This is a genomic window from Enterobacter sp. R-1.6.2, from assembly GCF_035064085.1.
Classification (GTDB): Bacteria; Pseudomonadota; Gammaproteobacteria; order Enterobacterales; family Enterobacteriaceae; genus Enterobacter; species Enterobacter asburiae_B.
Genome location: NZ_JASEYI010000034.1, coordinates 1 through 26,487, shown reverse-complemented (window position 1 = coordinate 26,487; position 26,487 = coordinate 1). Strand labels below are relative to the sequence as shown.

The 26,487-nt window shown below is 51.4% G+C and carries 32 protein-coding genes and 2 pseudogenes; 11 read left to right on the top strand and 23 right to left on the bottom strand.

The window, feature by feature from the left end; genetic code table 11:
• Positions 1–40: 40 nt before the first annotated feature.
• From QMN93_RS23415 to QMN93_RS23385, 7 genes are all read right to left on the bottom strand, one after another.
• A complete protein-coding gene (locus tag QMN93_RS23415) occupies positions 41–430 on the bottom strand; it encodes a hypothetical protein (protein WP_323620114.1) in 390 nt (129 codons plus the stop codon).
• Between the two features lie 59 nt (positions 431–489).
• Positions 490–1,065: a TerD family protein gene (locus tag QMN93_RS23410; protein WP_045295113.1), complete on the bottom strand. Its 576-nt coding sequence runs from the start codon at positions 1,063–1,065 to the stop codon at positions 490–492.
• A gap of 69 nt (positions 1,066–1,134) precedes the next feature.
• Positions 1,135–1,713, bottom strand: a complete 579-nt coding sequence (terD, locus tag QMN93_RS23405; RefSeq protein WP_045295115.1) for a tellurium resistance membrane protein TerD — start codon at positions 1,711–1,713, stop codon at positions 1,135–1,137.
• A 48-nt stretch (positions 1,714–1,761) separates the two neighbouring features.
• Positions 1,762–2,802 carry a TerC/Alx family metal homeostasis membrane protein gene (locus QMN93_RS23400; protein WP_045295116.1) on the bottom strand — a complete coding sequence of 347 codons (1,041 nt, stop codon included), beginning with the start codon at positions 2,800–2,802 and terminating at the stop codon, positions 1,762–1,764.
• Positions 2,803–2,825: 23 nt separating this feature from the next.
• Positions 2,826–3,281, bottom strand: coding sequence for a tellurite resistance TerB family protein (locus QMN93_RS23395; RefSeq protein ID WP_045295118.1), 456 nt, complete (start codon positions 3,279–3,281; stop codon positions 2,826–2,828).
• 22 nt (positions 3,282–3,303) lie between these two features.
• Positions 3,304–4,473: a TerD family protein gene (locus tag QMN93_RS23390; RefSeq protein WP_045295120.1), complete on the bottom strand. Its 1,170-nt coding sequence runs from the start codon at positions 4,471–4,473 to the stop codon at positions 3,304–3,306.
• Positions 4,473–5,054, bottom strand: a complete 582-nt coding sequence (locus tag QMN93_RS23385; RefSeq protein WP_045295122.1) for a TerD family protein — start codon at positions 5,052–5,054, stop codon at positions 4,473–4,475. The genes QMN93_RS23390 and QMN93_RS23385 overlap by 1 nt, the downstream gene beginning before the upstream one ends.
• A gap of 326 nt (positions 5,055–5,380) precedes the next feature.
• Between QMN93_RS23385 and QMN93_RS23380 the strand changes: the two genes are divergently transcribed.
• From QMN93_RS23380 to QMN93_RS23345, 8 genes are all read left to right on the top strand, one after another.
• Complete coding sequence (locus QMN93_RS23380) at positions 5,381–6,439, top strand: ATP-grasp domain-containing protein (protein WP_108091237.1); 1,059 nt, start codon at positions 5,381–5,383, stop codon at positions 6,437–6,439.
• Between the two features lie 8 nt (positions 6,440–6,447).
• Positions 6,448–7,590: a phosphoribosyltransferase domain-containing protein gene (locus QMN93_RS23375; protein ID WP_045295126.1), complete on the top strand. Its 1,143-nt coding sequence runs from the start codon at positions 6,448–6,450 to the stop codon at positions 7,588–7,590.
• Positions 7,583–8,356 carry a hypothetical protein gene (locus QMN93_RS23370; protein WP_108091236.1) on the top strand — a complete coding sequence of 258 codons (774 nt, stop codon included), beginning with the start codon at positions 7,583–7,585 and terminating at the stop codon, positions 8,354–8,356. Before QMN93_RS23375 ends, QMN93_RS23370 begins: the two co-directional genes overlap by 8 nt.
• 1 nt (position 8,357) lies before the next feature.
• Positions 8,358–9,437, top strand: coding sequence for a cysteine protease StiP family protein (locus tag QMN93_RS23365; RefSeq protein ID WP_045295130.1), 1,080 nt, complete (start codon positions 8,358–8,360; stop codon positions 9,435–9,437).
• Positions 9,437–10,393, top strand: a complete 957-nt coding sequence (locus tag QMN93_RS23360) for an HpcH/HpaI aldolase/citrate lyase family protein (RefSeq protein ID WP_045295132.1) — start codon at positions 9,437–9,439, stop codon at positions 10,391–10,393. The genes QMN93_RS23365 and QMN93_RS23360 overlap by 1 nt, the downstream gene beginning before the upstream one ends.
• A 10-nt stretch (positions 10,394–10,403) precedes the next feature.
• On the top strand, positions 10,404–11,627 hold the full coding sequence (locus QMN93_RS23355; protein WP_045295134.1) for a DUF4236 domain-containing protein: 1,224 nt from the start codon (positions 10,404–10,406) through the stop codon (positions 11,625–11,627).
• Positions 11,628–11,629: 2 nt separating this feature from the next.
• Entirely contained in the window at positions 11,630–12,118 is a 489-nt protein-coding gene (locus QMN93_RS23350; protein WP_045295136.1) for a tellurium resistance protein TerW, read from the top strand.
• Positions 12,119–12,712: 594 nt separating this feature from the next.
• Positions 12,713–13,117 carry an H-NS family nucleoid-associated regulatory protein gene (locus QMN93_RS23345; RefSeq protein WP_045337323.1) on the top strand — a complete coding sequence of 135 codons (405 nt, stop codon included), beginning with the start codon at positions 12,713–12,715 and terminating at the stop codon, positions 13,115–13,117.
• 471 nt (positions 13,118–13,588) lie between these two features.
• Here QMN93_RS23345 and QMN93_RS23340 read toward each other — a convergent pair.
• A pseudogene (locus QMN93_RS23340) lies at positions 13,589–13,952 on the bottom strand (GNAT family N-acetyltransferase); the annotation flags it as partial.
• 103 nt (positions 13,953–14,055) lie between these two features.
• A pseudogene (locus QMN93_RS23335) lies at positions 14,056–14,524 on the bottom strand (efflux RND transporter permease subunit); the annotation flags it as partial.
• Positions 14,525–14,679: 155 nt separating this feature from the next.
• Here QMN93_RS23335 and QMN93_RS23330 point away from each other — a divergent pair.
• Positions 14,680–15,669, top strand: coding sequence for a tyrosine-type recombinase/integrase (locus tag QMN93_RS23330; RefSeq protein WP_323620116.1), 990 nt, complete (start codon positions 14,680–14,682; stop codon positions 15,667–15,669).
• 211 nt (positions 15,670–15,880) lie between these two features.
• On the opposite strand, the gene QMN93_RS23325 is transcribed toward QMN93_RS23330, so the two are convergent.
• The 11 genes from QMN93_RS23325 to QMN93_RS23275 all read right to left on the bottom strand — a co-directional run bounded on the left by QMN93_RS23325 (position 15,881) and on the right by QMN93_RS23275 (position 22,916).
• Positions 15,881–16,297, bottom strand: a complete 417-nt coding sequence (locus tag QMN93_RS23325; protein WP_023327722.1) for a type II toxin-antitoxin system YafO family toxin — start codon at positions 16,295–16,297, stop codon at positions 15,881–15,883.
• Positions 16,288–16,815, bottom strand: a complete 528-nt coding sequence (locus tag QMN93_RS23320; RefSeq protein WP_223195142.1) for a hypothetical protein — start codon at positions 16,813–16,815, stop codon at positions 16,288–16,290. Before QMN93_RS23320 ends, QMN93_RS23325 begins: the two co-directional genes overlap by 10 nt.
• Before the next feature lie 121 nt (positions 16,816–16,936).
• Positions 16,937–17,722: a DsbA family protein gene (locus QMN93_RS23315; RefSeq protein WP_023327724.1), complete on the bottom strand. Its 786-nt coding sequence runs from the start codon at positions 17,720–17,722 to the stop codon at positions 16,937–16,939.
• Between the two features lie 28 nt (positions 17,723–17,750).
• Positions 17,751–19,427 (bottom strand): conjugative transfer relaxase/helicase TraI domain-containing protein, encoded by a 1,677-nt coding sequence (locus QMN93_RS23310; RefSeq protein ID WP_096151558.1) that lies wholly within the window; start codon positions 19,425–19,427, stop codon positions 17,751–17,753.
• Between the two features lie 9 nt (positions 19,428–19,436).
• Positions 19,437–20,087 (bottom strand): TraD N-terminal domain-containing protein, encoded by a 651-nt coding sequence (locus QMN93_RS23305; protein ID WP_244997015.1) that lies wholly within the window; start codon positions 20,085–20,087, stop codon positions 19,437–19,439.
• A 115-nt stretch (positions 20,088–20,202) separates the two neighbouring features.
• Entirely contained in the window at positions 20,203–20,385 is a 183-nt protein-coding gene (locus QMN93_RS23300; RefSeq protein ID WP_244997017.1) for a hypothetical protein, read from the bottom strand.
• A gap of 58 nt (positions 20,386–20,443) precedes the next feature.
• On the bottom strand, positions 20,444–20,920 hold the full coding sequence (locus QMN93_RS23295) for a hypothetical protein (RefSeq protein WP_244997019.1): 477 nt from the start codon (positions 20,918–20,920) through the stop codon (positions 20,444–20,446).
• Positions 20,917–21,657: a type-F conjugative transfer system secretin TraK gene (gene traK / locus QMN93_RS23290; protein ID WP_039265197.1), complete on the bottom strand. Its 741-nt coding sequence runs from the start codon at positions 21,655–21,657 to the stop codon at positions 20,917–20,919. The genes QMN93_RS23295 and traK overlap by 4 nt, the downstream gene beginning before the upstream one ends.
• A gap of 11 nt (positions 21,658–21,668) precedes the next feature.
• Positions 21,669–22,250: a TraE/TraK family type IV conjugative transfer system protein gene (locus QMN93_RS23285; protein ID WP_023327726.1), complete on the bottom strand. Its 582-nt coding sequence runs from the start codon at positions 22,248–22,250 to the stop codon at positions 21,669–21,671.
• A gap of 6 nt (positions 22,251–22,256) precedes the next feature.
• Positions 22,257–22,559: a type IV conjugative transfer system protein TraL gene (gene traL, locus QMN93_RS23280; protein ID WP_023327727.1), complete on the bottom strand. Its 303-nt coding sequence runs from the start codon at positions 22,557–22,559 to the stop codon at positions 22,257–22,259.
• Between the two features lie 3 nt (positions 22,560–22,562).
• On the bottom strand, positions 22,563–22,916 hold the full coding sequence (locus tag QMN93_RS23275; RefSeq protein WP_096184874.1) for a type IV conjugative transfer system pilin TraA: 354 nt from the start codon (positions 22,914–22,916) through the stop codon (positions 22,563–22,565).
• Positions 22,917–23,112: 196 nt separating this feature from the next.
• On the opposite strand from QMN93_RS23275, the gene QMN93_RS23270 reads away from it, so the two are divergent.
• On the top strand, positions 23,113–23,754 hold the full coding sequence (locus QMN93_RS23270) for an Arc family DNA-binding protein (RefSeq protein ID WP_032636186.1): 642 nt from the start codon (positions 23,113–23,115) through the stop codon (positions 23,752–23,754).
• 32 nt (positions 23,755–23,786) lie between these two features.
• On the opposite strand, the gene QMN93_RS23265 is transcribed toward QMN93_RS23270, so the two are convergent.
• Positions 23,787–24,182, bottom strand: a complete 396-nt coding sequence (locus QMN93_RS23265) for a hypothetical protein (protein WP_023327730.1) — start codon at positions 24,180–24,182, stop codon at positions 23,787–23,789.
• A 573-nt stretch (positions 24,183–24,755) separates the two neighbouring features.
• On the opposite strand from QMN93_RS23265, the gene QMN93_RS23260 reads away from it, so the two are divergent.
• On the top strand, positions 24,756–25,295 hold the full coding sequence (locus tag QMN93_RS23260) for a lytic transglycosylase domain-containing protein (RefSeq protein WP_063417590.1): 540 nt from the start codon (positions 24,756–24,758) through the stop codon (positions 25,293–25,295).
• 28 nt (positions 25,296–25,323) lie between these two features.
• On the opposite strand, the gene QMN93_RS23255 is transcribed toward QMN93_RS23260, so the two are convergent.
• Both QMN93_RS23255 and QMN93_RS23250 read right to left on the bottom strand, forming a co-directional pair.
• On the bottom strand, positions 25,324–26,145 hold the full coding sequence (locus QMN93_RS23255) for a DUF932 domain-containing protein (protein WP_063417591.1): 822 nt from the start codon (positions 26,143–26,145) through the stop codon (positions 25,324–25,326).
• Positions 26,146–26,161: 16 nt separating this feature from the next.
• Positions 26,162–26,487: hypothetical protein (locus QMN93_RS23250; RefSeq protein WP_323620128.1), on the bottom strand; the 326-nt coding region annotated here is incomplete at its 5' end.

Sequence of the window (26,487 nt, the reverse complement as noted above, 5' to 3'; positions counted from 1 at the left end):
TACTGACTGGCGAATATCTTTGGCCCAAGGAACCGAAAGCTTAGGGTGTCATTTCGCCCTCAGCCGGAACCGACCCCTCAATGGCGATGCGCTCAGCCATTTTTTTCATTGGCCATATCATGACAATCGGATAGAGAATGAATAAAACTCTCGCAATGTAATGTGCGGTTCCTGGCGATACAAATTTAGCCGGAAGTGCACTCAGTTGCAGAACCAGTACGGCTGAAACCACAATTACAGCAATGGAGGCACCCAACGTTTTAAACAGAACGCCAATATCGTAAACACGCTGGATGTTTGGTATTGCTGAGTATTTTCTTTTTAATTTTCGGTAGAAGAACATCCCGAATATCAGAAAGGGCAGGAACACAAAAAACGCTACAACAAAAAGTAGTATTACAGCCGAACCATCATCTTTTTTCTTTGCCATGTGCAGACACCTATAAAAAAACCCCAGTGACAGCACCGGGGTTGAGTATGTAATTATTATTAGATATTAACACCGTGCTGGGATGCCAGCGCCGGTAATCCACCTGCAAAACCCTGGCCTACGGCTTTAAATTTCCATTCGGCGCCATGGCGGTACAGTTCGCCAAAGATCATAGCGGTTTCGGTGGACGCATCTTCAGACAGATCGAAGCGTGCGATTTCAGCAGCATTATCGTTGTTGTAAACGCGCATGAAACTGTTGCTCACCATACCGAAGTTTTGCTTACGGACTTCGGCGTCATAGATGGTGACAGCGAATACCAGTTTTTTAACGTCAGCTGACACTTTGGTCAGATCAATTTTGACCGACTCATCATCGCCATCCCCTTCACCAGTACGGTTGTCACCCTGGTGTTCCACGGCGCCGTCAGGACTGGTTTTGTTGTTGAAGAAAATGAAGTGCTGATCAGAAAGCACTTTACCGTCATCACCTACCGCGAACACAGACGCATCCAGGTCAAATGGCTGACCGTCGGTGACACGCGCATCCCAGCCCAGACCAACCATCGCAACATTCATGGTTGGTGCTTCTTTAGTAAGGGATACGTTACCGCCTTTAACGAGAGAAACTGCCATTGTTAAGCTCCTGCTATTAATTAGGGTTTGGGCTGAATGAACAGCCCGGGGACAGAAAAGCGACTTTTATCAGGACGCGTTAATGCCGTACTGAGCACACACGGAAGCCAGGCCACCAGCATAACCCTGGCCGACCGCACGGAACTTCCATTCGGTATTGTGACGATACAGTTCGCCAAACAGCATGGCGGTTTCTGTGGAGGCGTCTTCAGTCAGATCATAACGAGCGACTTCAGTCTGGTTATCGTCGTTCACCAGGCGGATAAACGCACCGGATACCTGACCAAAGCTCTGTCGGCGGGCCTGTGCATCATGGATCGTCACCACAAACACAATCTTATCCACGTCTGCCGGGATAGTATCCAGTTTGATTTTCAGGGATTCATCATCACCATCGCCTTCACCGGTACGGTTATCACCGGTATGGGTAACGGACCCGTCAGCTGACTTCAGGTTGTTATAGAAAATGAAATCTGCGTCATTACGAACTTTGCCACTGGCGCTCAGCAGAAACGCAGAAGCATCCAGGTCGAAGTCCTGCCCGTCAGTGGAACGAGCATCCCAGCCCAGACCAACCAGAACATTTTTCATGGTTGGAGCTGCTTTGCTCAGGGATACGTTACCGCCTTTAGAAAGAGAAACACTCATAGTTCAGCCTCATGCATTAGTAATAGAATTAGTGAAATTCTCAGGAGATTAGCTCTCCTTTCCCTCTGTTTCTGGTTTGCCCGGGAACATGACGCTTGCAATGATCCCGACGGCCAGGACACCCAGCACGACGTACAGGCTGGTGGTGGCCGCAATATTATACCCGTGGTGCCAGATATGGTCTGTTGCGTTCAGCCCCAGTTTGGCAGCGATGAAGAACAGCAGTACGATAACGGCTTTCTCCAGATGCACCAGATACTGCTTCAGGGCTTCGAGTACGAAATACAGGGTACGAAGGCCCAGGATAGCAAACATCATGGCACTGTAGACAATCAGTGGCTCACGGCTGACGGCTATGATGGCCGGGACCGAGTCAAACGCAAACATGACATCGGAGAGCTCCACTACTGCCACACAGAGCATCAGCGGCGTGGCGTAGCGCCATGCTTTCTTACCGCGACCGATGGTCACATCTTTGTTTTCAGGTTTTGCCAGCTCGGCATCCACTTCTTTCTGAGAGAGAAGGAAAGCGTGACCCTGAAGTTTTGGCCAGATCGGGAAGAAGCGTTTAACCATCCGGTATGCAAGATGCTGCGAATAGTCTTCCACTTCCTCTTCATCACCGCCACTTCTGAGCATCATGACAGCCGTCCAGGCCACGATGAGGGCGAATACCACTTCAACATACGGCCCCAGGCTCAGCAGGCCAGCACCGATGGCCACAAAAATGCCCCTGAAGACGATGGCGCCAATAATGCCCCAGTAGAGCACACGGTGACGGAAACGATCCGGTACCGAGAACCAGGAGAAAATGGCCATCATCACGAACAGGTTGTCGACAGAAAGCACCTTCTCCAGTGCATAACCAGTGACAAACAGGCTTGCGACTTCAGCACCGTGGTGAACGTACAGGAACCCGGCAAATGCCATCGCGACAATGACCCAGAACACGGACCACAGCGCGGCACTTTTCAGCGAAATTGGCTTGTCATGACGGTGCATGAACAGGTCAATGAAAATGGCACCGAGTGACAGCGCAATAAACACTGTGACTGTCTCAACCGGAAAACCAATATGTGTCGAAACCATAATTTACCTTTAAAGGATGTATCTCAGAGGCCGAATTCAGCCGGGTCAAAGCCGAGCGCGACAGCGATTTCACGTGCGGCTGCTTTCTCATCCGGGTCAAAGTTACCGTCGCTTTTGCCAACAGCAATACCAACGCGTAATGCCAGTTGTGCGGCTTCAGGCTGATCTTTCAGCGCCAGGATGTACTTCATGGTTTCACCTTTACCAATCTCAACATCGAAATCGAAACTTGAAACCAGTTTGTTGAAGAACTCGATAACCTCATTGGTATCGAAAATTTTCAGTTCTTCGGAAGCACGCAGAAAACCCATCATTTTCTGTTTTTCTTCCGAGCTTACGCCGTCACTGGCGGCAGCAATACGGGCGCAGACAGCGACTGTACCCTGCATGAACTTCTTATTTTTGAAACGGCCAACCTGACGGGTCAGTTCGTCGCGCCCGGAATTAAGCGCACCTTTAACTTTGTCGAAAAAACTCATGGTTAAATCCTTTGATGTGACGTTATTTAGAACCGGCGCTCCAGCGAAAGCCCCAGTTAAAGGCTTTGTCCATTTCAGACTGGCCTTTGAAATACTGGTTGATTCGCTCCACCTTGATGGCGCCATTTTCGTTGACAAGGCGGGCAATCGCACACAAGGTGCGACGGTTATCGCCTTCTGTCAGCCGGGTTTCAATAGGCGGCTGATCCGGAACATGGATGGTGACGATCCCATCTGTTTTATCCCAGCTGGCCGCACCTTCGTAAATGAAGGCATAGATCAGGACCTCACGAACGTGCTTCCATTCGCGGCCGTTGATGTGCAGCCATTCACCTGAAGCATTGTCGCCAGTACGATCATCGCCCTGCAGCTGAACATAAGGTTCGTCATGATAATCACCGAAGGCATTACCCAGCGCCTGTATTACCGATTTGTAACCGTCTTCCAGCTCTACAAAGGCACCCAGATCCAGATCAATCCCTTTGGAACCAAACATGCCCCTCAGTCCTGAGCTGCCGCTTGCGCGATTCCAGTTAAGATTGATACGGATCTCGCCAAAGTTATCGCGTTTGGCCAGGCTGATTGCTGGTTTCTCCTTGGTCAGGGAAACCTTGCTCAGGCTTACTTTATTAGCTGCCGGAGCTGGTGCTGGTGGCGTAACGGCAGGCGGCGCAGTTGTAGTGTCCGGAGCCGGTGAGTCTGCGATATCAACACCAAAGTGTTCCGCCAGCGGCTTTAGTCCGCCATTGAAACCCTGAGCAACGAAGCGGAATTTCCACTCGTTATTACGACGATAGAATTCACCCAGAATGAGCGCAGCTTCCTGACGGCCCGTTAAATCCACGACGCCGCTAACCAGACGGGTTGCACCCTGCTCTACGTCAATAGACAGATTGCGAAGACCAGCAACGGTCTGCCCACCGTCACAGGTAACGGTAAAGGCAATTTTCTGGACATCGGTCCTCAGCCGGTTAAGAGCGACAGTAAATGTTGAATACTGTCCCTCACTCACCAGGCTGACAGTGCCATCATCGTTGCGCAGCTGGCCGTAGAAGACCATATCCGCATCCCCCTGCACTTTTCCGTCTGCATAAAGACGAAACGCAGAGGCGTCAACCGGACCACCTGAGGTGATTCGAACCCGGAGCTCCTGTGATGGTACGGGGGCATTGCCCCCCGGCGTCAGGTTCATTAGCGGACTACCGTTGAAACGATATCGGAGTGCATATCGGTAATGGTACGACCGCGGCATGGGTGGCCATGGGCCGTGAAGTCCCAGTTGCCATTATTACGACGCAGGGACGCAATAACGATGCCGGTATGGGCGCCCTGCTCGGTCAGCTGATAACGGGCGAGTTCTTTGTTGGTCTGATCAACTACACGGCAGAATGCATTATCGACATCGTTGAACGACTGACCACGGAAGCTGTTCACGGTAAAGGCCAGGTACTCGACATTTGCAGGCAGTTTGCTCAGATTGACATTGATCACTTCATCATCACCATCGCCTTCACCTGTCAGGTTGTCGCCGCTGTGAACAACAGCCGTACATTTGGATTTCAGTTGTTGGAACCAGACGGTGTCGATTTTGTTTCCGGCGCTGTCCATGAGGACACATCCGGCATCTAGATCGATGGAACCACTGCCACCAAACAACCCACCCAGCAGCCCTTTTTTCTTAATTGGATCCCAGCCAAGACCAAACTGAAGCTGGCTGAGTGCAGAAGATTGTTTAGTGAGTGAAACCGTCTGATTCTTGCTTAATGAAACCATATTTATTTCCTTAAATGGTGATGAGAAAGTTAACCCAGAGATAACGCTTATCCACTAACGTAAAAAATCATATCATGATGAAGTTCTGAGGCAAGAACAAATTTTTAGGTTTTTTTGATCCAGGGCTGTATTTTCGCTACATTGTTGCGCACTTAAATCTTTCAGGTTGCTGAAATATAAGTGTATAAACCCCCTGCATGATCACAGTCACAGCGTTGAAAATGCCCGCATTTAACAATCATATTATGATTGACATCAACTTAAGACATTCTTAGACTCTCATAACCGCCTTAACAGCTTGAACTTATCAGGTAATAACTTAAAAAATGAAAAACAAAATTTGGCTTATGGAAGGACTTTCATCACAGCGTGATATTATTCAGGGAATGAAGTCTTTCGCTAAATTTAATAACTTCAATCTTGTTGTTTATGCCTCTCATCGTCACGAACGTAATGAATTGCTTGCCGTTGCTGACTATGCGCTAATCGAACCCTCTGACCCGGAAAGCCGCCTTGCTTTCATTCTCGACACTATCGGGAAACACGGGATTAATGCTGTTCATACGGGACGAAATAGTCAGTGGTTCGAACAGCATCGTGCTGCAATCGAAGCGTCGGGCGCTACGCTCACCACTGGCGCGACGGCTTCTGACTGGCTGACGCTTGCCGACGATAAAGTTACTTTCGCTGACTTTATGCAGCAATGTGGACTGCCGGTCGTCCCTTCTGTACGCATCAACTCGATTTCGGCGCTGCAGGACCATCTTGCTAATCCTCCTTTTGCGGATACTCCGCTATGTGTCAAACCCGTCACGGGTATTTATGGCATGGGATTCTGGCGTTTCGATGACGAGGCCTCCTCCATAGCGGTATTCAACAACCCGGAAAACCGGATCGTGAAACCCGGCCAGTATATTGCAGCGCTGAGCGCCGCTAAGACGTTTACCCCCCTTGTTTTGATGCCGTATCTGCCTGGACCCGAATATTCTGTCGATATTCTGGCGCACAAGGGTGAAGTCCTCGCAGCTGTGGGACGTCGCAAAGAAGGTGCGCTTCAGTATCTGGTGAACTGCGGCGAAGCATACGAGCTGGCCTGTAACTGTGCCCGGGCTATGAACGCGGACGGCCTCACCAATGTGCAGACGCGTAATGACCACAACGGCAAGCCAGTGCTGCTTGAGACGAATATGCGTCCGTCAGGTGGGATTGGATACACGTTGCGCAGCGGCGTAAATCTGCCGGGGCTGTTTGCCTTCCACCAGCTGGGCCTGATGTCGAAAAATGAAGTGATAGATAACGCGATGGTTTCCTTCAAGCCTGCAACGGTGCGATCCATTACCGATGTCATCGTCTATCCAGCCGACCTCACCAACCGTATTAATTAAGGCTCACTATGTCACTGTTGAACGAAGACACTGTTTATCGACGTGCATTGTCATGCGGCACGATTCAGGTCACACGCGCCCGGGGCGAGATGTCCCTTAACGATCTTTTTGATATTGCTGAGCGCCATAACCCGAAACGTGCTTTTCTCTTTGTCAGCAAAGTGCTGGGCAGACATATTCCGGTTCCTCCTTCGACAATGCGTCAGGCATACCAGCGTCTGGCCCGCCAGTTTCCGGAGTCCGTTCCCGGACCGGTGCTGTTTATCGGGATGGCCGAGACTGCGGTAGGTCTCGGGGCTGGCGTGTTTGATGAACTTCGCCACCAGTACGCGGATTCCGTTTACCTGACCTCAACGCGCCATCCTCAGGACGGTGAACTGCTGTGTGAATTTAAGGAAGAGCACAGCCATGCGACAGATCATCTGATCTACCTGCCCGCTGAGGCGGAAATGCGCCGCAGAGTGACCGAAGCGCGAACCCTGGTTCTGATTGATGATGAAGCCACAACCGGTAACACCTTCATCAATCTCCTTGCGGCACTGCGCAATACTGGCCGGTTGCCACAGCTGGAGCAGGTTGTGGCTGTCACACTCACCGACTGGAGTGGTGATGCGCTGGAAACGCGTTGTCCTTTGCCGGTGCGCACGCTGTCATTGGTCAGCGGTGCATGGCAGTGGGAACCCATCCCGGACGCGCCCGTCCCGGTAATGCCAGCGGTGAATGTGACTTCCCGGGGTAACTTCCCCATCACCGGCAAACAGTCCTGGGGCCGACTGGGGATGACGGCGCCCGCTAATGACCTGGGCCGTAATATCACCATCTCACCGGGAGAACGCGTGCTGGTGCTGGGCACAGGTGAATTTGTGTGGGAACCGTTCCTGCTTGCTGAGCGTCTGGCCGAGGCCGGTGCGGATGCGTTTTACAGTTCCACTACCCGATCACCGATAGCCACAGGCTTCGCCATTCAGTCGGCTATTGCCTTCACGGATAACTATGGTCTGGGCATTCCCAATTTTTTATACAACGTTGCGCACCAGCGGTTTGATCGCGTTCTGCTTTGCACCGAGACGCCAGCGGCCAGCGTGGACAGTCACCTGATGAAGACGCTGGCAGGAGTAGCCGCCAGTGTGGAGATTATTAGCTATGAATAAACCCGTTGTCCTGAGTGACCTTGATGACACCCTCTTCCAGACCCGACGCAAAATGGTGGATGAGCTCGCGCTGGAGCCCTTTAAAACCGGAGCGCTGGACAGAAGTTTAGCGCCACGCAGCTTCATGACTGAAGAGCAGTCCATGCTGGTGGACTGGTTACTGGAGCAGGCTGAACTTATTCCGGTGACGGCCCGCGGCACTGAAGAAATCAGCCGCGTGCAGATCCCCTTCCACTCTTGGGCGATTACAACCCATGGTGCCGTTATCCTGAACCCACAGGGTCAGCCTGACGAGGACTGGAAAGCGCACATGTTGCAGGGCCTGGCGCAGTACGAAGAGAGGCTTATCTCCATGCAACGTGCGATCACAGAGATGATGGAAGCCAGGGGCATTAACGCCTGGGCGCGACTCAACTATGAATATGACGGCACACCCGTCTATCTGGTGATGAAGCACCGCGACAGCACACGGCTTGATGAGCTGTATGCCATTGCAGACGAGATTGAAGCGGTATTCCCGGTCGCGGACTTCTATATCCACCGTAACAGCAACAATGTTGCCTGGCTTCCTCATCCCGTGGAAAAAGGTCTGGCCGTTACCTGGTTGCTGAACAAATTACGTGCCGAGCGAGGTGTATTCCCGGTGATTGGGCTCGGTGACAGTCTTAGCGATCACCGCTTTATGAAGCTCTGCAGCTGGTACGGGATCCCGCGTCAAAGCCAGTTCGCTGAAGCCGTCTCAATGAAAATTTTTGGAGAACTGTAAGATGCAGCCACTCATTCCTTTTTCGGGCTCTTACGACGCCAGTGATGTCCAGTTCCTGCTCAAACCCATTGAAATGGAAATGACGCCGGTTGACCAAAAAGAGGCGCTGATCCAGTCCGGCAAAAAGCATTATTCAGACATGCTGAGCCAGGAGCCTGCCCCTACCTCTTGGCATCTGGATCTATTCTCACGCGCACTGGATCGTGGCGCGGCCCGACTGGCACACGAAGTAACACAACTTGCCCGCGAACTGGCCAACCGCTTTGGTGATGAACCCATTATTCTGGCAAGTCTCGTCCGGGCCGGTGTGCCTCTGGGCGTGATGCTGCATCAGACGCTGCGGGACATGGGGAAAACATCCTTCCACTACGGGATCAGCATCATTCGTGATCGCGGCATCGATACCGCTGCCCTGGATATCATTGAATCCCGTCATGGCACACATGGCATTGTGTTCGTTGATGGCTGGACCGGTAAAGGCGCGATCACGGGTCAACTGGTTCGCTCCCTGGAAGGACGCAGCGGTTATCCGGAACACCCCCGCCTTGTGGTGCTCGCTGACCCGTGTGGCTGCTCCTGGCTGGCGGCAAGCGATGATGACTGGCTGATCCCGTTCGGGATTATGGGGGCGCCGGTATCAGGCCTTATTTCACGCTCTGTATGGACTACTGAAGGGTTACACGGCTGCGTCGTGTGCGAACATCTGAATGAGTACGAATGCAGCCGCTTGCTGGTCGGGACGGTTGCCGATTATCGCGAAAAACTCGATCCCGCGGCTGTACCCGGGCTCGACTGGAATATGGCAGCGAATACCGGTCTGTGGCAGAAGAGTCGTGATGTGATCGCCCTCCTTGCTGACAGGTATGCGGTCGACAGCATCAACCGGATTAAACCGGGTATCGCTGAAGCAACCCGCGCCGTATTACGCCGGGTACCCGATCATGTGTTTGTACGCTCAGTCAGCGATCCGGATGTCGAGTTACTGGTAGGCCTGGCCCGCGATAAAGGGATCATCGTTACCGAAATGGGTGACGCACTTGGCCAGTACCGGGCCGTGACCATTATTAAAAAGGTGCTCTGATGAAAAATCGCCTCTCGCCCTGGAATCTTGGCGCCACGCTGTACATGCCCGCAACCCGTTACGATATTGAGGGAGCTATCCTGGACGGCAAGATCCCGGGACTTCGCTCGCTGGTCATTTGTCTGGAGGATGCGGTCAGTGAAACAGATATCCCCCGGGCGCTGGAAAATCTGAGACAGCTGCTGCAGCGCCTCAGCCAGGAAAAATTACGTGCCGGTAACCAGGACTGGCCGCTGGTGTTTATTCGCCCGCGACATACGGAAATGGGGCAATGGCTGGTTCAGAATGTCGACCTGAGCGCCGTTGACGGTTTTGTACTGCCAAAATTCACTCTGGCCTCGTTGCCGGAATGGTGGGCGGCAATGGCAGACACGCACCTTTGTCTTATGCCGACCCTTGAAACCGACGACGTGTTTGATGTCCTCCGGATGCGTGAACTTGCGGAAAAGCTACTTTCTCATCCATGCCTTGATCGGCTCATTGCCCTGCGTATCGGCGGAAATGACCTGATGAATGTGGTCTCGCTGAGACGGCCGCGGAATCTGACACTTTACGACGGGCCTATGGGCTACGTGATTAAAATGCTGGTGTCAGTATTCGGTCCGCGTGATTTTGCGCTGACGGCGCCAGTCTGTGAGCATATTGACGATCATGACATTATGGCGCGGGAGCTGGCGCTTGATATGGCGCATGGGCTGGTGGGTAAAACGGCCATCCACCCTGCTCAGATTGATGTTATCGAAAACGCACTGAAGGTATCAGCAGGCGAACATTCGGATGCGCTCCGGATCCTCAACTCCACTCAGGCTGTATTCAAATCGCAGGGCGCGATGTGCGAACCGGCAACGCATCGCCGCTGGGCAGCGAGCATACTGGAACGAGCCCGGATATATGGCATGATCCCGGAACAAAGCGCAGAGGGTATCAGACTGATGCCACTGTCACAGAAAAACTGAGGATGTCGTAATGGGATTTCGATTTCGTAAAACGATCAACATCATTCCCGGCGTACGGCTGAACTTAAGTAACGGCGCACCGAGTCTCAGCGTAGGACCGCGGGGGGCGTCTGTATCCATTGGTAGCCGGGGCACTTATGCCAACCTGGGTTTGCCGGGTACCGGCCTGAGTTATCGCACCAGACTGGATAGCTCAGCCCGCTCACGTACTGCCCGTAGCGCACAACCCGATCCTTCTATTCGGCTGGAGCTCGAAAAGGAAGTGGGCGCACTGATGTCTGTTGTGAGCAGTATTGCCAATATCCATGAGCTGACGCCGGATCCCCGCCAGGGTATCAGCTGGTCCGAACTGGAAACAGAATATCTGGCCAGTCGTCAGAAACCCTGGCTGGTACCGGCGCCGGTACGTCCGGCGAAACCTGAGTTGATGCCCTTACCAGAGCAACCGGATGAGAGCACTAGTGTAGGATTTTTTGGGAAATGGTTTGAATCCGATGCGGCCCGTGCAGAGCGTCTTGAGGAGCTCAGGAATCAATGGCAGCAGACGCTGGCTGATACGGAACGAGAAAATACGCTCCGCCAGCATCGCTATCAGCAGCAGCGCACCGCCTGGGCTGAACAGTATGCCAATTGGCAATTCGAGGCTAAGGAGCATGAAAGCAGGCTGATCGCATCGCAGGCTGAAGCCCGTGACCAGTTTCGCAGGGACAGTGCTTTCTTTGAGTCCCGACTGGGTGAGGTACTGGCGCAAACTGAGTGGCCACGGGAAACTCTGGTGACGTTCGAAGTCAAACCTGAACAGTCCACGGTCTGGCTCGATGTCGATCTGCCTGAGATAGAAGACATGCCTGATAAAACTTACGGTGTGAATGCCCGCGGTACAGAAATCACCGAAAAGGCCATGACGCAAAAAGCACAGCGAGAAAATTACGCACGCCATGTTCATGGGTGCCTGTTGCGCCTGGCCGGTATTGCCCTGCATACACTACCCTTTGACTACGTGGTGGTTTCAGGTTTTACCCAGCGCATCAGTAAACGGACCGGGTATCTTGAAGACGAATACATCCTGTCATGCAAATTTAGCAGAGCACAGATGGCGTCGATTAATTTTGCCGGGATAGAACATGTGGATCCGGTGGAAGCGCTTGGAGACTATCCGGTTATCAGAAAGATGAGCACGACATTTATCTTTCAGGCAATTGAACCACTTTTTTTTGACGCAGGCTTTAACTAACGATGCAACTCAATACGCGACAGGTCCGCATTTTCACTCTGGCTAATTTACTGGGCACCGGGAAACCGGTTCCTGCCGCCGATATCATCACCAGCCTGGAATGTTCAGAGCCAACCCTGACACGGGCCCTTAAAGCACTCAGGGAAGACTATTCAGCAGAAATAAAGTACAGCAAGGCCAGTCACTCTTACCAGATGATCACGCCGGGTAACCTTGATAAAAAAACGCTGCGACGGATGAGTGATGATCTGGCAAAGAATGCCGAACTGAAAAGCACAGAGTCAGGTGGCCGCGTCATTCTGGATAAAGATAAAAAAACAGCGGTCTCTTTATCGCTGCGTATGAAAATACTGCGGAAGATAGACAGGCTTGCGGATATGGAAGGTCTCTCAAGAAGCGAGGCCGTGGAAAAAATAACGGAACGTGTGATTGACGAGCTTTTAAAGGAAAGCCGTGAAAATGAGAAGATTCGGAAAAATGAATCCCCTTAACACAAAGTAACCGACAGAGAGCATAAAATATGCGCACCCGGTAAACCATTACTCCTGCAATGGTAAGTAAAACTTTAACCGGGAGCGTTTATTTATCTTCGACCAAAGTTGCCCTGACTCAGCATTATGCTTGCCATAGCCACTATCAGCGAATACCTTACATCAAAGCTGAACTCAGATTATCTTCATATAAGGGGTAACATTACCCCTGACCCACGCTTATCAAAACACTCTCAAGTAGTCAGGGTTGATGCATTTTAAACCAGGTATATGGTATGAGTTGCCATAAGGTTTTTGTAACTAATTTTGTATTTCTAACTTTTTAACATCATAAATATGCCGGGTAAATCCCTACCTGTGATTCATTTTAAGTATCGTTCCCATCTAACATGTATGAACCCCATGCGACTTTACAACCTGTATACCAAGGCACAATGTCTCAGAAGCTCTTCAAGCGCAGTTCATTCATTTTAAGAAACATAAAGAAGTGAATCCGTTCGACATTGTTCATTAATTCAGTTGGCTTTCTGTTGATTTTATTTTTTAATGTTTCATAATCAACTGAGATTATGATTACTACCCTCTGGAGCTAAAATGTCTGAAGAACTGAAAACACTTAATAACACCCGTTCACTGCGAGCTCAGGCGCGTGAGTTGCCTCTCGAAACTCTGGAAGACATTCTGGAGAAGTTTAATGTCATCGTTTCGGAACGTCGTGATGAAGAAGAAGCAAAACGTAACGAGATTTCGGAACGTACAGAGAAGCTGAATAAGTTGCGCCAGTTGATGCTGGATGATGGTATTGACCCGTCAGAGTTGCTTGAATTCTCCACCGGCCAGACAAAACCTAAAAAAGAGCGTGCAGCACGACCGGCCAAATACCAGTACACCGATGAAAACGGTGAAACTAAAACATGGACTGGCCAGGGCCGTACACCTAAAGTTTTTGCTGAACACATTGCCAACGGCGGCAATGTTGATGACTTCTTGATTAAATGATAAAAAAGGCAGGGAATTAATCTCCCTGCCTTTTTTCTTCCTTTCGTGCATATCAACTGCTCATACTCTGAACATTCGTATTTGTTTCCGGCGCCGCATTGTCTGTTTTCTTTCATTTACTTGATTGGTTCGGCGCGTCTTGGCATCCTCAAGTAACTAGCAGAGTCGGTCAGCTCCGTCGGATTGCCAAAATAAGTGTTACGAGCATCCGGCTAGCTTATGATGGTGAACGGCAGGCGTACGGGACCTCTTCATAAACAATTCAGAATTACCGCTACTTATTATTTTCAAAAACAGACAAAGACTAAGGTACGTTGAAATTTTGATTTAGTGGAGAGTCAGATCATTGATCTGTGTTCAATAAAATTGTGTTCAGTAACTGCATTACCATTAAAAACACTAAGAATATTGTTCATTTCAATTAGCAGGCATTTTTTCTGGGCCACTATTGCTCTGCAACCTCTGCGTGTAACGTTCACAAAATTTTTGAGAAGCCAGATTGTAAACTTCCACCCAGGCATACAAACGTCTGTTTAAATAAATAATCAAACAATGCAGCAAATGACTCGTTCGCATATCTCTGGCGTTCATAACGTTGAGTAAAGTGTCAGCCTACTGACCTGGTATTGCTGTCTGGCTTATTGCTATTGTCCGCAAAAAGATATCCGATTAACGTATCGGTTTTTAGACAAACGGCAAACTGTGCTGGGTCAGTGGCTCGTTTAGCCACGTCGACCTCCGCCTCGGCTAGTGAATGTAACTTTTCAACCTAAAAGCAAGGAGCACGTGGTGAAGAGAGGTAATCGAAAAGTGCTGCCGCATCCTCTCCCTTAAATTAACCTTTGTGTGATAATGATGTTCATAATATCCTTGATAATGTAATGCCAGCCAGTTCAGCAAGAAGCCTGCTTTAAACTGACCGGAACATAGCGCAGAGATTAGCCGTTCCGGCTATTCCCCGGTATGTCTTTTCGCATGCCAGTAAATCGGGTGATATTTACGAAAAATACCGGAACAAAGGAAATGGCCAGTAGCGTTCCGCTAATCATCCCGCCGAATACACTGGTACCGATCGCATGCTTTGTGCTGTCACTGGCCCCATGGTAAGCATCAGCGGAACAGTGTTTAATGTGAAAACCAGAGAAGTAATCCGTATTGACCACAAGCGCTGCTTCAATGCAATCAATGTCGCATCAATAAGGGTCTTTCCTTCTTTCATCAATTGTTTCGCGAATTCGATAACCAGAATCGCATTCTTAGCGGAAAGGCCAATCAGGGTTATCTGGCCCACTTTGAAAAAGACGTCATTCGTCATATTCGTTACGGCTAAAGCCAGCACAGCGCCGAGCAATCCAAAGGAACTATAAGCATTTCCGCTAAGGGAACGGACTAGGTTTCGTAAAGAGCAATACCACCAGTATCAAGGCGAGATAGCTGCTTTATCTACTTATTAAAATGTACCTTTGAAAAAGTAGACTTTCTGCGATACGCTCTGGCGGTATCATTTCCCCCGATTTTTCACGCAGCGCGCCGGACGGTTTCCGGCCCTGACGGAGCCCTGGATGACACAGATGCCTGATGATGATCCTGACCTGTCCATGTCGCCGGCGGTCATACCACCTGATGGGGATTTCCTGCCGGCGCTGACAGGCGGCGAGGGTCCGGTCAGTCCCGCCCGGGCGTACCTGCTTTCCCTGAATTCCCCCCGCAGCCGGCAGACCATGGCCTCGTTCCTTAGCATCGTCGCGGACATGCTCGGTTCAGCTTCCATGGATGCCTGCTGCTGGGGCAGCCTGCGGCGTCATCACGTGATGGCTGTGACCGAGCTGCTGCGCGATAGCGGGCGGGCCACGGCCACCGTCAACACCTACCTTTCGGCACTCAAGGGCGTGGCGAAGGAAGCCTGGATGCTCAGGCTGATGGACGTGGAAAGCTTCCAGCACATCCGGGCGGTGCGCAACCTGCGCGGCAGCCGTCTCCCCCGCGGCCGGGCCCTGCTGCCGGAGGAGATCCTAGCGCTGTTCAGTACCTGCGAGGATGATGGCTCCAGTATCGGCCTCCGGGATGCGGCGATGCTGGGTGTCATTCTTGGCTGCGGCCTGCGCCGGTCGGAGGCCGTGGGGCTGGATTTGAGTGACGTTGTCACCACTGAGCGAGCACTCAGGGTGCTGGGTAAGGGGAACAAGGAACGGCTGGCCTATATGCCGGCGGGCACCTGGCAGCGGCTAAAGCTGTGGATCGATGAAGTGCGCGGAGAAAAAGACGGGCCGCTGTTTACCCGTATCCGTCGCTTTGACACCCTGACGAATGACCGTCTCACCGACCAGGCAGTGTACCATGTCCTGCAGGTGCGCCAGCGCCAGGCAGGAATAGCGAAATGCGCCCCGCACGATTTAAGGCGTACTTTTGCCACGGCCATGCTGGATAATGGGGAAGACCTGATTACGGTGAAGGATGCGATGGGTCATGCCAGCGTCACCACCACCCAGCAGTACGATCGCCGCGGCGAGGCGCGCCTGCGAACGGCGCGCGACCGTCTGGATCTGATATGAACTTAACAACACGTTAAGATAACAAGTTAACAAGATAGTAAGTGTGGATGCTCGCATGCTTGCAATTTTCTGAAATGGTGTCACATTGGAACTTCCGTTAAAGTAGGTCTGCCGGCTATCCCGTTTCCCCTTCTGAACCGGGGTGGTTTGGATATGCGGGATGGCCGGTCCTTTTCGTTCTTTTGCCGGGTACCATATGTGATTTTTAGGGTTATGAAGCGTGAAAATCTTCTGCAACTTCAGAAAAGTAGCTGAGTAACCGTGTATCTCTCGCGGGCATACGTTCATGAGCCGGTGTTATCAGCCCCATCAGCAGAAAGCGGCCGCTATCCCACATGTGTTCTGTGTAAATGAGATAGTGATCTGAGGTACGGTTGTAATTCTCTTGTCTGGCACTCCAGGTGAGCTGGAAATGCAGATTAACGTGAATATGCTGGACGTTAGCATCGACAGCGAATGGCGGGTAATCAAAAGGGGCGTCCCTTCCAAGAAGATTTGACGGTGCGCCAGTTGATTTATACGTAATGAACTCTGCTTGTAACTGGCTCTCCAGCTCAGGGTAAACGGCAAACGTGGGCTGGAAAAAAGTATCCCACGTGACATGACTGTACTCAGCTGTTAACGCCATTTAGCCGCTGCCCTGTTGCCTGAATCCAGCAGGTGATTCATGGCCGAGAGGTTGATTCCAGAGTCACGCACTTCTGTCGTTCGTGTGATTTGATCAATAAGACTGAGGTAGTTTTTAGTCGCAAGACTGACCATTTTAATGGCCTTAAAGAATGCAAACTCAACAGAATTCCTGTCATACGACTGAACGATTTTTTTTTCCGGCAGCATCAGAACAAAGGACTCTGCGATACCTGCGACATGGATAGTATGATTTCTGATGTCGCTGGCGACTTTGATAGCGCCGGCGAAATCGCTGTCTGCATACCGTGCCAGCTCGATGCGACTTGAGCGTAATTCTTCAGCTACGTCATTGAGAGCAACAGTGAGCTCGCTGATATCGGTTTTGTTGACTCTGGAGCCCATTTCGTAAACCCGTTCAACAATCGTAGGCTGACACGCAACCGCTTTGGGTTGCGGCTGGAAACTGGCAAGAACCAGTGCCACTGCGGCCTGCAAGTGCTGGATTTTAAATTTCACGACGGGCTCCATAATCATCATCTCTCGACGAGGCGCTGCATTTTACTACTGAACTTAACTATATGCTAAAAAAAGTTGGTTGCATATGTGGCTGGCACAGCAAACAGGAAATTGAAATCTTCTATCTGGCCGTGGCTTTCCGGATTGCTACCTGAAGCCTGTCAGCGGTTACAGCTTCCGGGAAAACCGTGATGGTGTCGGGAGTCGCCCCGCTAACGGGCATGACGATGATCCCCGGCGTTCCGGTGAGTCCCAGCGCCTCCGACAGATTGCTGTTTTTCTCAAGAGACGCGGTATGGTCGCCAGGAGCTGAGGTGGCCAGCCCCGCCTTTGACGCTGCAACGCGAATATCCTCCACCGTCAGTTTGCCTTCATTATGCCCGGTGGCGTAGATGGCATTGTGATAGGTGACATAGGCCTGCGGCCCTTTCTTTTGCCAGACCGTCAGCCCCTGCTGCGCTGCCTGAAGTGAGGCTTCCCAGCGGCCACCAAATATTGGCCACTCCTTAAAGAGGTAGCGGACGTCCGGCTGCGCTTTCATGACCTTCTCCAGCTCCGGCGCAAAGCGGCTGCAGAACACGCACTGGTAATCAAAGAATTCAATCACCGCGACCTTTGTATTATCAGGCCCGTAAGCCGGGGTATCCGGATCATGCAGAAGGTTCGCCTGATTCTCCATCACGCTGAGTGCAAACATCTTCTGCTTACGTGCCTCCTGCTGTTCCTGCAGCTTATGACTGACCGTCACCAGTATCTCCGGGTGGGATACCAGGTAGTCTGCTGCGATTTCCCCGATACGGGCCTCCTGCTCCGGGCTGAATATCGGCTGAGGGGCCGAAGCGTGTGCTGTTGCAATAAAGCCAATGTATGTTGTAACTATTAATGCTGCTAATTTGTGTACTTTCATCGTCTGAGTCTCATTGTTAAATGGGGGATTAGCGTTCTTTCTGAATGGTACGGGTGAGGGTCTGTTCTTCACGCTCCGGCATGCGGCCGCGTTCAGTATTTTCTGCCACCCTGAGCATGTCGCGCTCAGCGTTTGCCAGATCTGCAATCACACGCGATGCCCGCGACTGTTCACCGGATGCCTTGTCAGCACCTTCCAGCTCACTCCTGACACCTGCAGCAGCTTTCATTTCCTGTCCACCGGTGTTTTCCTCACCTCTCACCCTGGCGATTACATCTGCATCCGGGGTGAGTGGTTCCGGTTTACGCGGGTTAATGTCTTCCGGTTTCAGTCTGATCACCTCTTCCTGCGGAATTTCCGGCAGCAACGACTCCGGCTGCCTGTTCCGTCCGGCGTCTTCATTGCGAATCTGGTCTGCCAGCATCTGTTCGCGCAGTTGCTGTACGTTCTGCTCGTCAGTCAGCGTGGAGACAATACCCGGCGACACATCCTGTTTTGTCCCACCGCTCACCTTAAGCAACCATGCTGAAGGCGGTTCATCGCCGGTCTGCCAGACCACGCCGTCCTTCGGGTGATGTCGTACTGCATCAAGCGCGGCCGCCAGGTCACTGGCCACAATCGTGTTGCCTGACTGGCTTCGCTGCAGTACCGCACCACGGGCACGTTCTGTCATGACCATCCGGGTCTCCCCCTGTGTCATCCGCCCTTCCGGGCTGGCAACCAGGGAAACCATGGCCAGGCCCGCACTCCTGCCATTGTTGTCATACACCGGCAGCGCCAGCGCCGGTTCAGGAAAGCGCCGGGTGGCCGGGATGATTTTTGCCGTCAGTGACGCATCCTGCATGCCCTGATGGCGCACCCAGGCGCGACCGATGGCCGTTTTATTCACCGGCTGCCCCATTGCCCAGATGGCTTTCGCCTGTTTGCGCTGCGTTTCTGGTGCCAGCGCATCGTGCGCCGTTTTGATATCACGCTCCGGCGTTTTTACCGCCTTAACCCAGTCCGCTTTCTTGTCGGTGTAAATCTGGACGTGCTCCTTGACGCGTGAGGCTGAAATGTAGAAGGCACGACGGGAAGCCAGTGCCTTACGTCCGTCTTTCGTGCCCTCAAGCGCAATGACATAATCACTGCTGGCCCCCTGTGCGCCGTAGCCGGTGACGGCCCAGCCGTAGTCGAGATTCTGCTGCGCCCGGACCTTCTCAGGATTGATGGTGACGCGACCGTTCTCCCCCTTCAGACGGATATTCCCCTCCTCGCTGACCGACTCCACCGTATAGCGCTGGTTGGCCATCTGCCCCTGTTCGCGATCGGTCGCCGTGAACTTAAGCAGATCGCCGGAACGGACTTCCATCTCGCTGCGGCGAAACAGCTGCACGTCACCGGTGATCAGCTCCTTCGGTGAAACCAGAGCAATCTTCCCCTCCTCATCACGTACCGTCACCGTGCTGCCGTTACGGTCAACGGCTACCACATCCTGGTAGCGGTCACCGCGTTTAACCACCATCCCGGCTTCCCAGGACTCTGTTTTATTGAACTCATGGCGCGTATGGGTGATTTTATCGAGCACCGGCACCTTAATAGCCTTCTCCCCCAGTTCTCCCCGCGCTGCCAGCGCGGCATGAATGCCAGCATTTATCGCCTTACGGTCGGCGTTCAGCTGCGCAATGATGAGCGTACGGGACCGCGCCTCCGGTGACGTTTTCACTGCCTCCGCTCAGCTCTGCAACCAGCGTATCAGCGTCGACTTCCCCACCCCGATAGTGCCATGCATCAGGAAGTTGAGTACCTCCGCCATCCTGACCATATGCAGATCACCCACGCGCAGGTCAGAGAACTCACCGTTTTTACGCAGGAGCTTGTTCACTTCAGCTGGCTTATCAGTCAGCTGCATCCCGGAAATGTATTCATCTTCACTTTCCTTTCTGCCGATACTGGCGATAAACCATGTCACGGCGATAAACACCACCATACTGAACAACCCGCTGGCGCCGGCCGCCCACTGCAGCTCAGTCAGGCACTGGTTGCCCATCTCCTGCATATACAGGTCGGTATAGATCTGCGGCAGGGTCATTTTGAGCACCATCATCGTCGCGGTTGGCGCATACCAGTAGTGGACGTCGTAAATTTTTGGCGTCCCCGTTGCCGGCATCAGATCGATAAAACTGCTGTTGATGCTGGCAAACCACCACAGGGAGCCGTTATCAAGGGCTTCCTGTGGAATTCGCCAGAGAAAAATGGCGGTAGTTAGCACGGCGAACAGGATGAAGATCCAGAATCCTATCCAGTTGTTCACCTGAATGAACATGCGCCAGCGGTAGGCGGTCATCTGCCCGCCCTGAGTGAGGTTTTTTCCTGCGAAGCTCATAGAGTGTTGTCCGGCCGTTATTGCATCACCTGTTCGGTGATGTGTGTTATCAGGGGAGAAACGTTGAAAAGGGTGATGAATTACGTGATAGCGCGAGTGGGAAAACGTCGGGTTATTACATCAGACTCAGTTCATATCTGGCCTGCTGACATCCGTCCTCCCAGTCCTGTGCATTAATGTATGCAGCCACAGAACGGACTGAGGAGGCCACATCCTTATAAACCGGTGAATGCCACTCCTGGGGCTCCAGACCATATAGAGTGAATTCATAGCCAGCCCAGCCAGCAATGATGGTCATTCCCTGCCCCTCAGGAAGTGAACCAAATACATTCATATAAGCCCTCGCTAACATCAGCTCACTTTACGGTGTATTCGGGTGGCCGGGCCTGACCGCCAGCAACGGGACCGGGGAGTGGTGTTCCGTTCTGGCCAACAGGTGGTGTCTGCTGGCCAGTGGTCTGGTTGCTGCCGGGGGCTTTCGTTAGCTGGTCATTCAAGCGCTGTATTTCAGCGTCCTTCTCGGCCAGCTTCTGCTCGGTTGTGAGCTTGTTCTGCGCGAACTGCTGAGCAAGCGTGGCAAGGTTTTGCTCAAGAGCGGAGGTCTTTGCCTGCTGCTGTGTCAGCGCGGCATCGTTGACCTGTTCGTTAAACGTCGCGGTCACAACGCCGGTCAGGTTTGGTGTTGCAACCGGTGCGGGTTGCTTTTGTTTTTGCTGGTATTGCCCGTACCACATTACGCCGCCTGCTGCAGCTGCGCCGCCAATGATGACGGCGGCCAGGATGGCCAGTTGCTTGCGGCGGGTTTTCAGGTTTTCATTCAGGCTGATGGTCATGAGCGGGCGTCTCCGTCATCTGAAAACACAATCCAGGCATAGCCCTCACCGCCAGCGTAGAGCTGATTCTGCGACAGCATTACGGCCCGGACGCCCTTGCGCCAGAAATCGCGCTCGCGGAGGCTGCGGGTGATGCTGCCCGGGTTGCTCATCCGGAAGCGAACAACCCGCAGGTGGTTGCCCACAAACTGGCGTTCAGGCGTCAGGCGTACATCACTGGCGGGTGTGTAAGCCGGCATGCGGCTGACCGGGTATTCCCGGTAGTCGTCCGGCACCTGGCCATTGACTGCGGCGCGGGATAGCGCAACCAGCGTTTTTTCATAGGTCTGCCCTTCTTCCCATGCCTTCGCATCGTCGTTCTTGCGAAGTGGTGGTGACATCGGGGTGAAGCGCAGTGTTTTGCCGTTACCCGGCTGCGGCCTGACGTTCAGGCTCAGCGATGAACCGTGGTCAGTCTGGATAAACAGGGTGAAGTTCTGGCCAACAAGCGGAGACAAAATAAGCGCTCCGTCCTCGGTCTGGCTCTGGTCATACGCACCGGTTGGTCCGCTGATGCTGGTAATGAGTTCTCCGTCTACAACAACCTTACTCGGGTTGGTGTTGCTGAGAGTGACGTTAAAGGCGGCGTCGTTCTCAAACGGAATGGCTGCGGGTGAGGAAGCGGCCCGGAGGCCGCTGGTAAATAATCCCGCTGCCAGAAACACAGCAGCAGCTGCCGGTGAAATGCGAAATTTCATGGGCAGTCCTGTCAGTTAGTGGAAGATACCGGCTTGAGTTCTTCAAAGCTGTGGAGGTTAATCACACCGTTGTCATAACTCAGTTTCAGTCGGTAGGTTTTTTCCTGGTCTTTCAGTGGCGTGATGATTGCGCCGTTTGTGGTGGAGGATTTCAGTACCCCGCTGTACTGCACGGAGCCATCATCCATGACGCGAATTTCTTTCGTGTCGAACTGGGTGGTGATGCCCGCTTTCTGGATGCGCTCAGTTTCTATGTCCAGGGCTTTCTTGAGTACGTCCCGTTCGGCGGAGGGGACAAATCCAAGAATCATTTTCTGGTTATGTTCGATGTTTTCCGGGGTAACGTTGAGTCGCCAGTAAATAAAGGAAGCGGCGAACTGTGTCAGACCGGTCGCATCGACACTTTTAGAATCTGATGCAAATGGGCGGTTAAACGTTAACGGCGTGGTGATGGTTTTCTGGGTTGTGGCGAAATACCATGCCAGTGACCCTGTCAGTACATTCCCTGCGCTCATGAGTAAAGTTAAAGCTGAAAGACCAATAAACGCATAGCGGAGTTGTTTATCGCGCTCTCCTTTAATATTCAGTTTCATGAAAAACTATGCCCTCCAGTGCCGGAAACTTGAGTCAGGTATCTGGCGAAAGGTTACTTTGAATAAAAGTGATGGCAGGTGCCAGTAGCAGAAATTAAGCAACCAGTACGACCCCTGCCCTTTTTTCAGATATCTGACGATGAACCAGAGGATTCCCGCAATTACACCAAGTTCGAGTGACAGGTTGTTAAGCACCCCCAAAACTAAAAGGGGTGCGGTAACAATCAATTCGTCAATCGGTAAGCCTAAATAGCGGTTCTGCTGGTTCATTGTTTCCGGGAAGTTATATTTGTCTCCTTCCCCGTTCATCATTTAGCTCGCGATACCGAAGGCGACACGGGTAAAGATGATTGCCATAACGATACCGACGAATACCAGTAGTGAGCGGGCCTTAATGTAAATAAACAGGCCCATGATGATTTCGGCGATGTAGAACCATTTAACCAGTGATGAGCCGGAGCCGAAGGTGGAATTAACCGTGGCGTTCTGCGAGGAAAGAAGGTCGGTACCAGATGCGAATGCCGGGTGAGTGACCATAAGTGCAATTAAAAAAGCGCCTGCTGACTTTAAGTAAAATTTAGCCTGGCGATTTTCGCGTGCTTTGCGGAATAAAGACGCTACCGCCCATCCCTTACCGACGTTAAGGGCACTGCCTTTGGTTAACATGTTTGTTTTCTCCGAAGTAAACAAAAGTGAATCGCGTAAGTGCTTGTTTACGCGGGCGCAATTGTCCCATGACCCTAAAAAAAAAAAACTGTGACGCATGTCACACTTTTTGGAACCATTCAGATTTATCCGAATATGTAAGTGGGTAGGCTTTGTTGACCAGTAAGTTCGGAGATGGTCTATGGGATCTATAGCTATGAAAGTAAAAGAAAAAATGTGGGATGGTCGCGGCCGTCCACGCAAGTTCCAGCCAGGTGAGGCGGTGGAGTGGCGATTGCGTGCACCGGATAATCTGCTTATGGAGCTGAGAATATGTGCCAGAGCTGGCAACAGAAGTGTGAATGAGGAAATTATTGCCAGGCTTTTGTTGTCGCTGAATTATCAGCCCGGCAAGCCTGTCATTAAAACTGCGGAGGGTGAGCGGCTCATTGCTCTGGCGGTGAGATTTGAAGAGTGGCTAGGGCAATTACTTGATGGTGAATCTCTTGATGATGCTGGAGAAATTAAATCCTCGCCCAAGCAGGAGCAATTGTGGATGTGGCGTGAGGGTGAAAGAGTTTTGCTTCCGGGGAAAACAACCGGATATAGCATGCGAATTCCTGAAAACCTTGCAGATGAAATCAGGGCAATGGCGAAGGTGCATAACCGTAGTCTGAATGATGAAATGCTCACCCGTCTGATGAATACGCTGGGTTATTTTACGGAAAGGTTACTTGACCAGAATGAGGATGTGCAGGCGCTTAAAGTTCTTTGCATGGAGTTCGAGGTGTTCCTGAAAGAAAAAATAAAGGAGGTGGAGAAAAGTGACCTTCCCTGGGATGAAAAACCGTCCCTGTGATCGATGTGGGCCGGGGTGTCCGGCTCACAGATTTATTCTTTTTCGTTGATGAAGTGCCTTGCTTCTGCTTCGTTCTCGGCTGTGTTTATGCCGCTTAAAATCATATCAAGCGTATCTTCAAGGCTGCCTTCGCCGTCTTTTCCTGTCATTTTTAAATACATCTCAGCGATTAGGGTGGCAATGAGAACTGTGCCTTCGCGTGAGCCGGCTGCTTTTCTTATGAGGTCTCTTCGATATCCTTCGATATCAAATTGATTGCCATCCTCGCCATCGCGTTTATAAACAAGCAGTCCAAGCCGGATTAATTCGTTGCAGGTAGCTGATATGTTTGCTTCTCCAGCATTAGCGCCGTTCTGCAGGTCTTGTTGAACAATATCGCGAACTTCGCGTTCAATTTTATCTTTAAGGTAGATGCCGACTCTTCCCATATTTCTTACCTGTTTTAAGTTAGTGTCGGAACCGACACTATGTATGGCCTGTTGGTGGATTTCCACATTGCTGTGCAAGGCTGTAATGGGTTGATACTGCTGTGCATTTCTGTTCTATACAGTAGTACAATCCAGCACTATGATGTGCGATAGTGTGACACTGTGCGATATATAATTCAATGTAATTAAAGCATATCTACAATTGTATGATACATGTGTGACATACCGACACTAACAGGTATCAGGATTATACGATAGTGTAGTGTCGGTATGTACGACATTAAACGGTCACATTCCAAAAGCGCGCAAATTTCTTACAAACATCCCACTGAAATGAAAGGAAAAATCTGCAAGACGAAGTCTTGCGTGGGGTGTGATGTTTTAAAGGGTTAGTAAAGAGCGGCGTGTTAATACCGTCTACTGCTCTGACATGTTTATTTCGGACGGGTGTTAAATCCCTTCAGGAGAGCGCTCACGCGCGTTTGTAGTGAATTAACTTGATTACGACGATCCGCCGGGGTATTTTTTAAGGCGACTCTCCAGAGCCCGTGTGTTTCGTTAAAAGGCCAAACCATGAAAATATCGTTACTACCTGCGGCATTGCTGACACTTTCACTGTCTGCTGGCGCAGCTCCCAAGATGTGCTTTGATCAGGCCGGGAAAGATTATCAAATTGATCCGCTGCTGCTTATGTCAATTTCGATTAAAGAGAGCCATCTGGTACCGGATGCAATAAATGGATCAAACAGGAATGGGACAGAAGATGTCTGCGGGATGCAGGTAAACAGTTCCCATTACGGTAAACTTAAAAACTTCAATATTACCCGTGAGCGCCTGTTGAATGATCCATGCATCTGCGTTTATACGGGTGCATGGGTACTGGCGCACAACTTCAGGTCATACGGAAAAAACTGGGACAGCGTGGGGATGTATAATACGGGGCCGAGCAAAAAGCTCATTGCGCAGCGTAAGGCGTATGCTCAGGATATCAAAAATATATATCGCGTTTTGCTGGCAAGAAAAAAGTTGCTTTCTGAACGTCTGGTGCCAGTTGCGGGAAAGGAGCATGCGATTCAAATTGCGGAAACGGCCTCGTTACATAGCGGACAGTAAAAAGCCGCTCTGTTGAGCGGCTTAATTTTCAGGCCTTCAGTTTTGCAAACTCCTCCGCCATTTTCCAGAGCACCTGATTTAATTTGATGTCACCATCAATTCCGGTGACTTCCCGCGTTCTGGTCACCTTCCCTTTTTGCGTTCTGCCACGAATCCCCCCACGGATCACATTTTCCTGTACCACGTTAAACGTGGTCCATAAATCCTGGCCTCTGTCGAGTACCCGGCGGGGGTTAATAATTTGCTCCGGTGTAATCGGCGCTGGTTTTCCATCGTACTTAAGTTCCAGAGCGGTCGCACCAAAAAGTCGCTGCTCAGGCAAAGTAAGCTGAATGCTTTTCATGAGGTCAATATTTTCATCAACCGCGTCAAATGTTTTCAGCACCGTGTAAGCGCCTTCAATAACCTGCCCGACAATATCCCCTTTGTGGGGTACGCGGATTTCACCAAAATCCTTCCATGCAACCAGACCATTACTGCAAACCTGACGGAACATACCGGGGATCATTTTATAGCTGCTTGAACCATCATGGCTATTCAGCAGAATAATTTCCGGTACTTCTTTTCCGTTAATCTGGTCGTGACGACGCAGGCGAAGCATATGCTTTGTAAATTCGCGTTTATCCTGGTCACGTGTGCGTGACTGCGTTGCATAATACGGCTGAAACCCTTCATCACGTAAACGATCAAGAATATTTATGGTCGGGATATATGTATAACGTTCAGAGCGTGAATCGTGTTTATCCGATGAGAACGCGCTCGGAACGATGAGCTGTAATTCCTCATTTGTCAGCGGACGGTCTTTACGGATCGAGACAGGCATACGATAGCGGCTTGCGAAACTGACCATTTTTATTTACTCCTGATTATTTAGTAAGTGATGAAGTAATAACGCGGTGAAAATTATCCAGCGGCATTGCAGCTGCCACCGGCCGACCATCCACAACCCAGACTGAGATATAATCCGGGCATTCGTCATTAATTAACGTCAGCTCAGTGGCATTCTCTGGCGGCGTAAAAATTACCGGTTGTGGCTCCCCTTCAGATGCTGCCAGGACCCAGCAAAACAGATCCGTGAACTGGGACGTGGTGAGGTTTGAATCACATCTTCCGGTAGATTCTTGAGCGGCGGTTTTGACGTTGACGTTTCGTGTGTGCATCCTGGTTTTCTCCTGTGGTGATGGTTGTCCAT

Bases quoted from the DNA above. Each gene is read 5' to 3' on its own strand.
- QMN93_RS23415 (WP_323620114.1), bottom strand. From the start codon at position 430: ATGGCAAAGAAAAAAGATGATGGTTCGGCTGTAATACTACTTTTTGTT.
- QMN93_RS23410 (WP_045295113.1), bottom strand. From the start codon at position 1,065: ATGGCAGTTTCTCTCGTTAAAGGCGGTAACGTATCCCTTACTAAAGAA.
- terD (WP_045295115.1), bottom strand. From the start codon at position 1,713: ATGAGTGTTTCTCTTTCTAAAGGCGGTAACGTATCCCTGAGCAAAGCA.
- QMN93_RS23400 (WP_045295116.1), bottom strand. From the start codon at position 2,802: ATGGTTTCGACACATATTGGTTTTCCGGTTGAGACAGTCACAGTGTTT.
- QMN93_RS23395 (WP_045295118.1), bottom strand. From the start codon at position 3,281: ATGAGTTTTTTCGACAAAGTTAAAGGTGCGCTTAATTCCGGGCGCGAC.
- QMN93_RS23390 (WP_045295120.1), bottom strand. From the start codon at position 4,473: ATGAACCTGACGCCGGGGGGCAATGCCCCCGTACCATCACAGGAGCTC.
- QMN93_RS23385 (WP_045295122.1), bottom strand. From the start codon at position 5,054: ATGGTTTCATTAAGCAAGAATCAGACGGTTTCACTCACTAAACAATCT.
- QMN93_RS23380 (WP_108091237.1), top strand. From the start codon at position 5,381: ATGAAAAACAAAATTTGGCTTATGGAAGGACTTTCATCACAGCGTGAT.
- QMN93_RS23375 (WP_045295126.1), top strand. From the start codon at position 6,448: ATGTCACTGTTGAACGAAGACACTGTTTATCGACGTGCATTGTCATGC.
- QMN93_RS23370 (WP_108091236.1), top strand. From the start codon at position 7,583: ATGAATAAACCCGTTGTCCTGAGTGACCTTGATGACACCCTCTTCCAG.
- QMN93_RS23365 (WP_045295130.1), top strand. From the start codon at position 8,358: ATGCAGCCACTCATTCCTTTTTCGGGCTCTTACGACGCCAGTGATGTC.
- QMN93_RS23360 (WP_045295132.1), top strand. From the start codon at position 9,437: ATGAAAAATCGCCTCTCGCCCTGGAATCTTGGCGCCACGCTGTACATG.
- QMN93_RS23355 (WP_045295134.1), top strand. From the start codon at position 10,404: ATGGGATTTCGATTTCGTAAAACGATCAACATCATTCCCGGCGTACGG.
- QMN93_RS23350 (WP_045295136.1), top strand. From the start codon at position 11,630: ATGCAACTCAATACGCGACAGGTCCGCATTTTCACTCTGGCTAATTTA.
- QMN93_RS23345 (WP_045337323.1), top strand. From the start codon at position 12,713: ATGTCTGAAGAACTGAAAACACTTAATAACACCCGTTCACTGCGAGCT.
- QMN93_RS23330 (WP_323620116.1), top strand. From the start codon at position 14,680: ATGACACAGATGCCTGATGATGATCCTGACCTGTCCATGTCGCCGGCG.
- QMN93_RS23325 (WP_023327722.1), bottom strand. From the start codon at position 16,297: ATGGCGTTAACAGCTGAGTACAGTCATGTCACGTGGGATACTTTTTTC.
- QMN93_RS23315 (WP_023327724.1), bottom strand. From the start codon at position 17,722: ATGAAAGTACACAAATTAGCAGCATTAATAGTTACAACATACATTGGC.
- QMN93_RS23305 (WP_244997015.1), bottom strand. From the start codon at position 20,087: ATGAGCTTCGCAGGAAAAAACCTCACTCAGGGCGGGCAGATGACCGCC.
- QMN93_RS23300 (WP_244997017.1), bottom strand. From the start codon at position 20,385: ATGACCATCATTGCTGGCTGGGCTGGCTATGAATTCACTCTATATGGT.
- QMN93_RS23295 (WP_244997019.1), bottom strand. From the start codon at position 20,920: ATGACCATCAGCCTGAATGAAAACCTGAAAACCCGCCGCAAGCAACTG.
- traK (WP_039265197.1), bottom strand. From the start codon at position 21,657: ATGAAATTTCGCATTTCACCGGCAGCTGCTGCTGTGTTTCTGGCAGCG.
- QMN93_RS23285 (WP_023327726.1), bottom strand. From the start codon at position 22,250: ATGAAACTGAATATTAAAGGAGAGCGCGATAAACAACTCCGCTATGCG.
- traL (WP_023327727.1), bottom strand. From the start codon at position 22,559: ATGAACGGGGAAGGAGACAAATATAACTTCCCGGAAACAATGAACCAG.
- QMN93_RS23275 (WP_096184874.1), bottom strand. From the start codon at position 22,916: ATGTTAACCAAAGGCAGTGCCCTTAACGTCGGTAAGGGATGGGCGGTA.
- QMN93_RS23270 (WP_032636186.1), top strand. From the start codon at position 23,113: ATGAAAGTAAAAGAAAAAATGTGGGATGGTCGCGGCCGTCCACGCAAG.
- QMN93_RS23265 (WP_023327730.1), bottom strand. From the start codon at position 24,182: ATGGGAAGAGTCGGCATCTACCTTAAAGATAAAATTGAACGCGAAGTT.
- QMN93_RS23260 (WP_063417590.1), top strand. From the start codon at position 24,756: ATGAAAATATCGTTACTACCTGCGGCATTGCTGACACTTTCACTGTCT.
- QMN93_RS23255 (WP_063417591.1), bottom strand. From the start codon at position 26,145: ATGGTCAGTTTCGCAAGCCGCTATCGTATGCCTGTCTCGATCCGTAAA.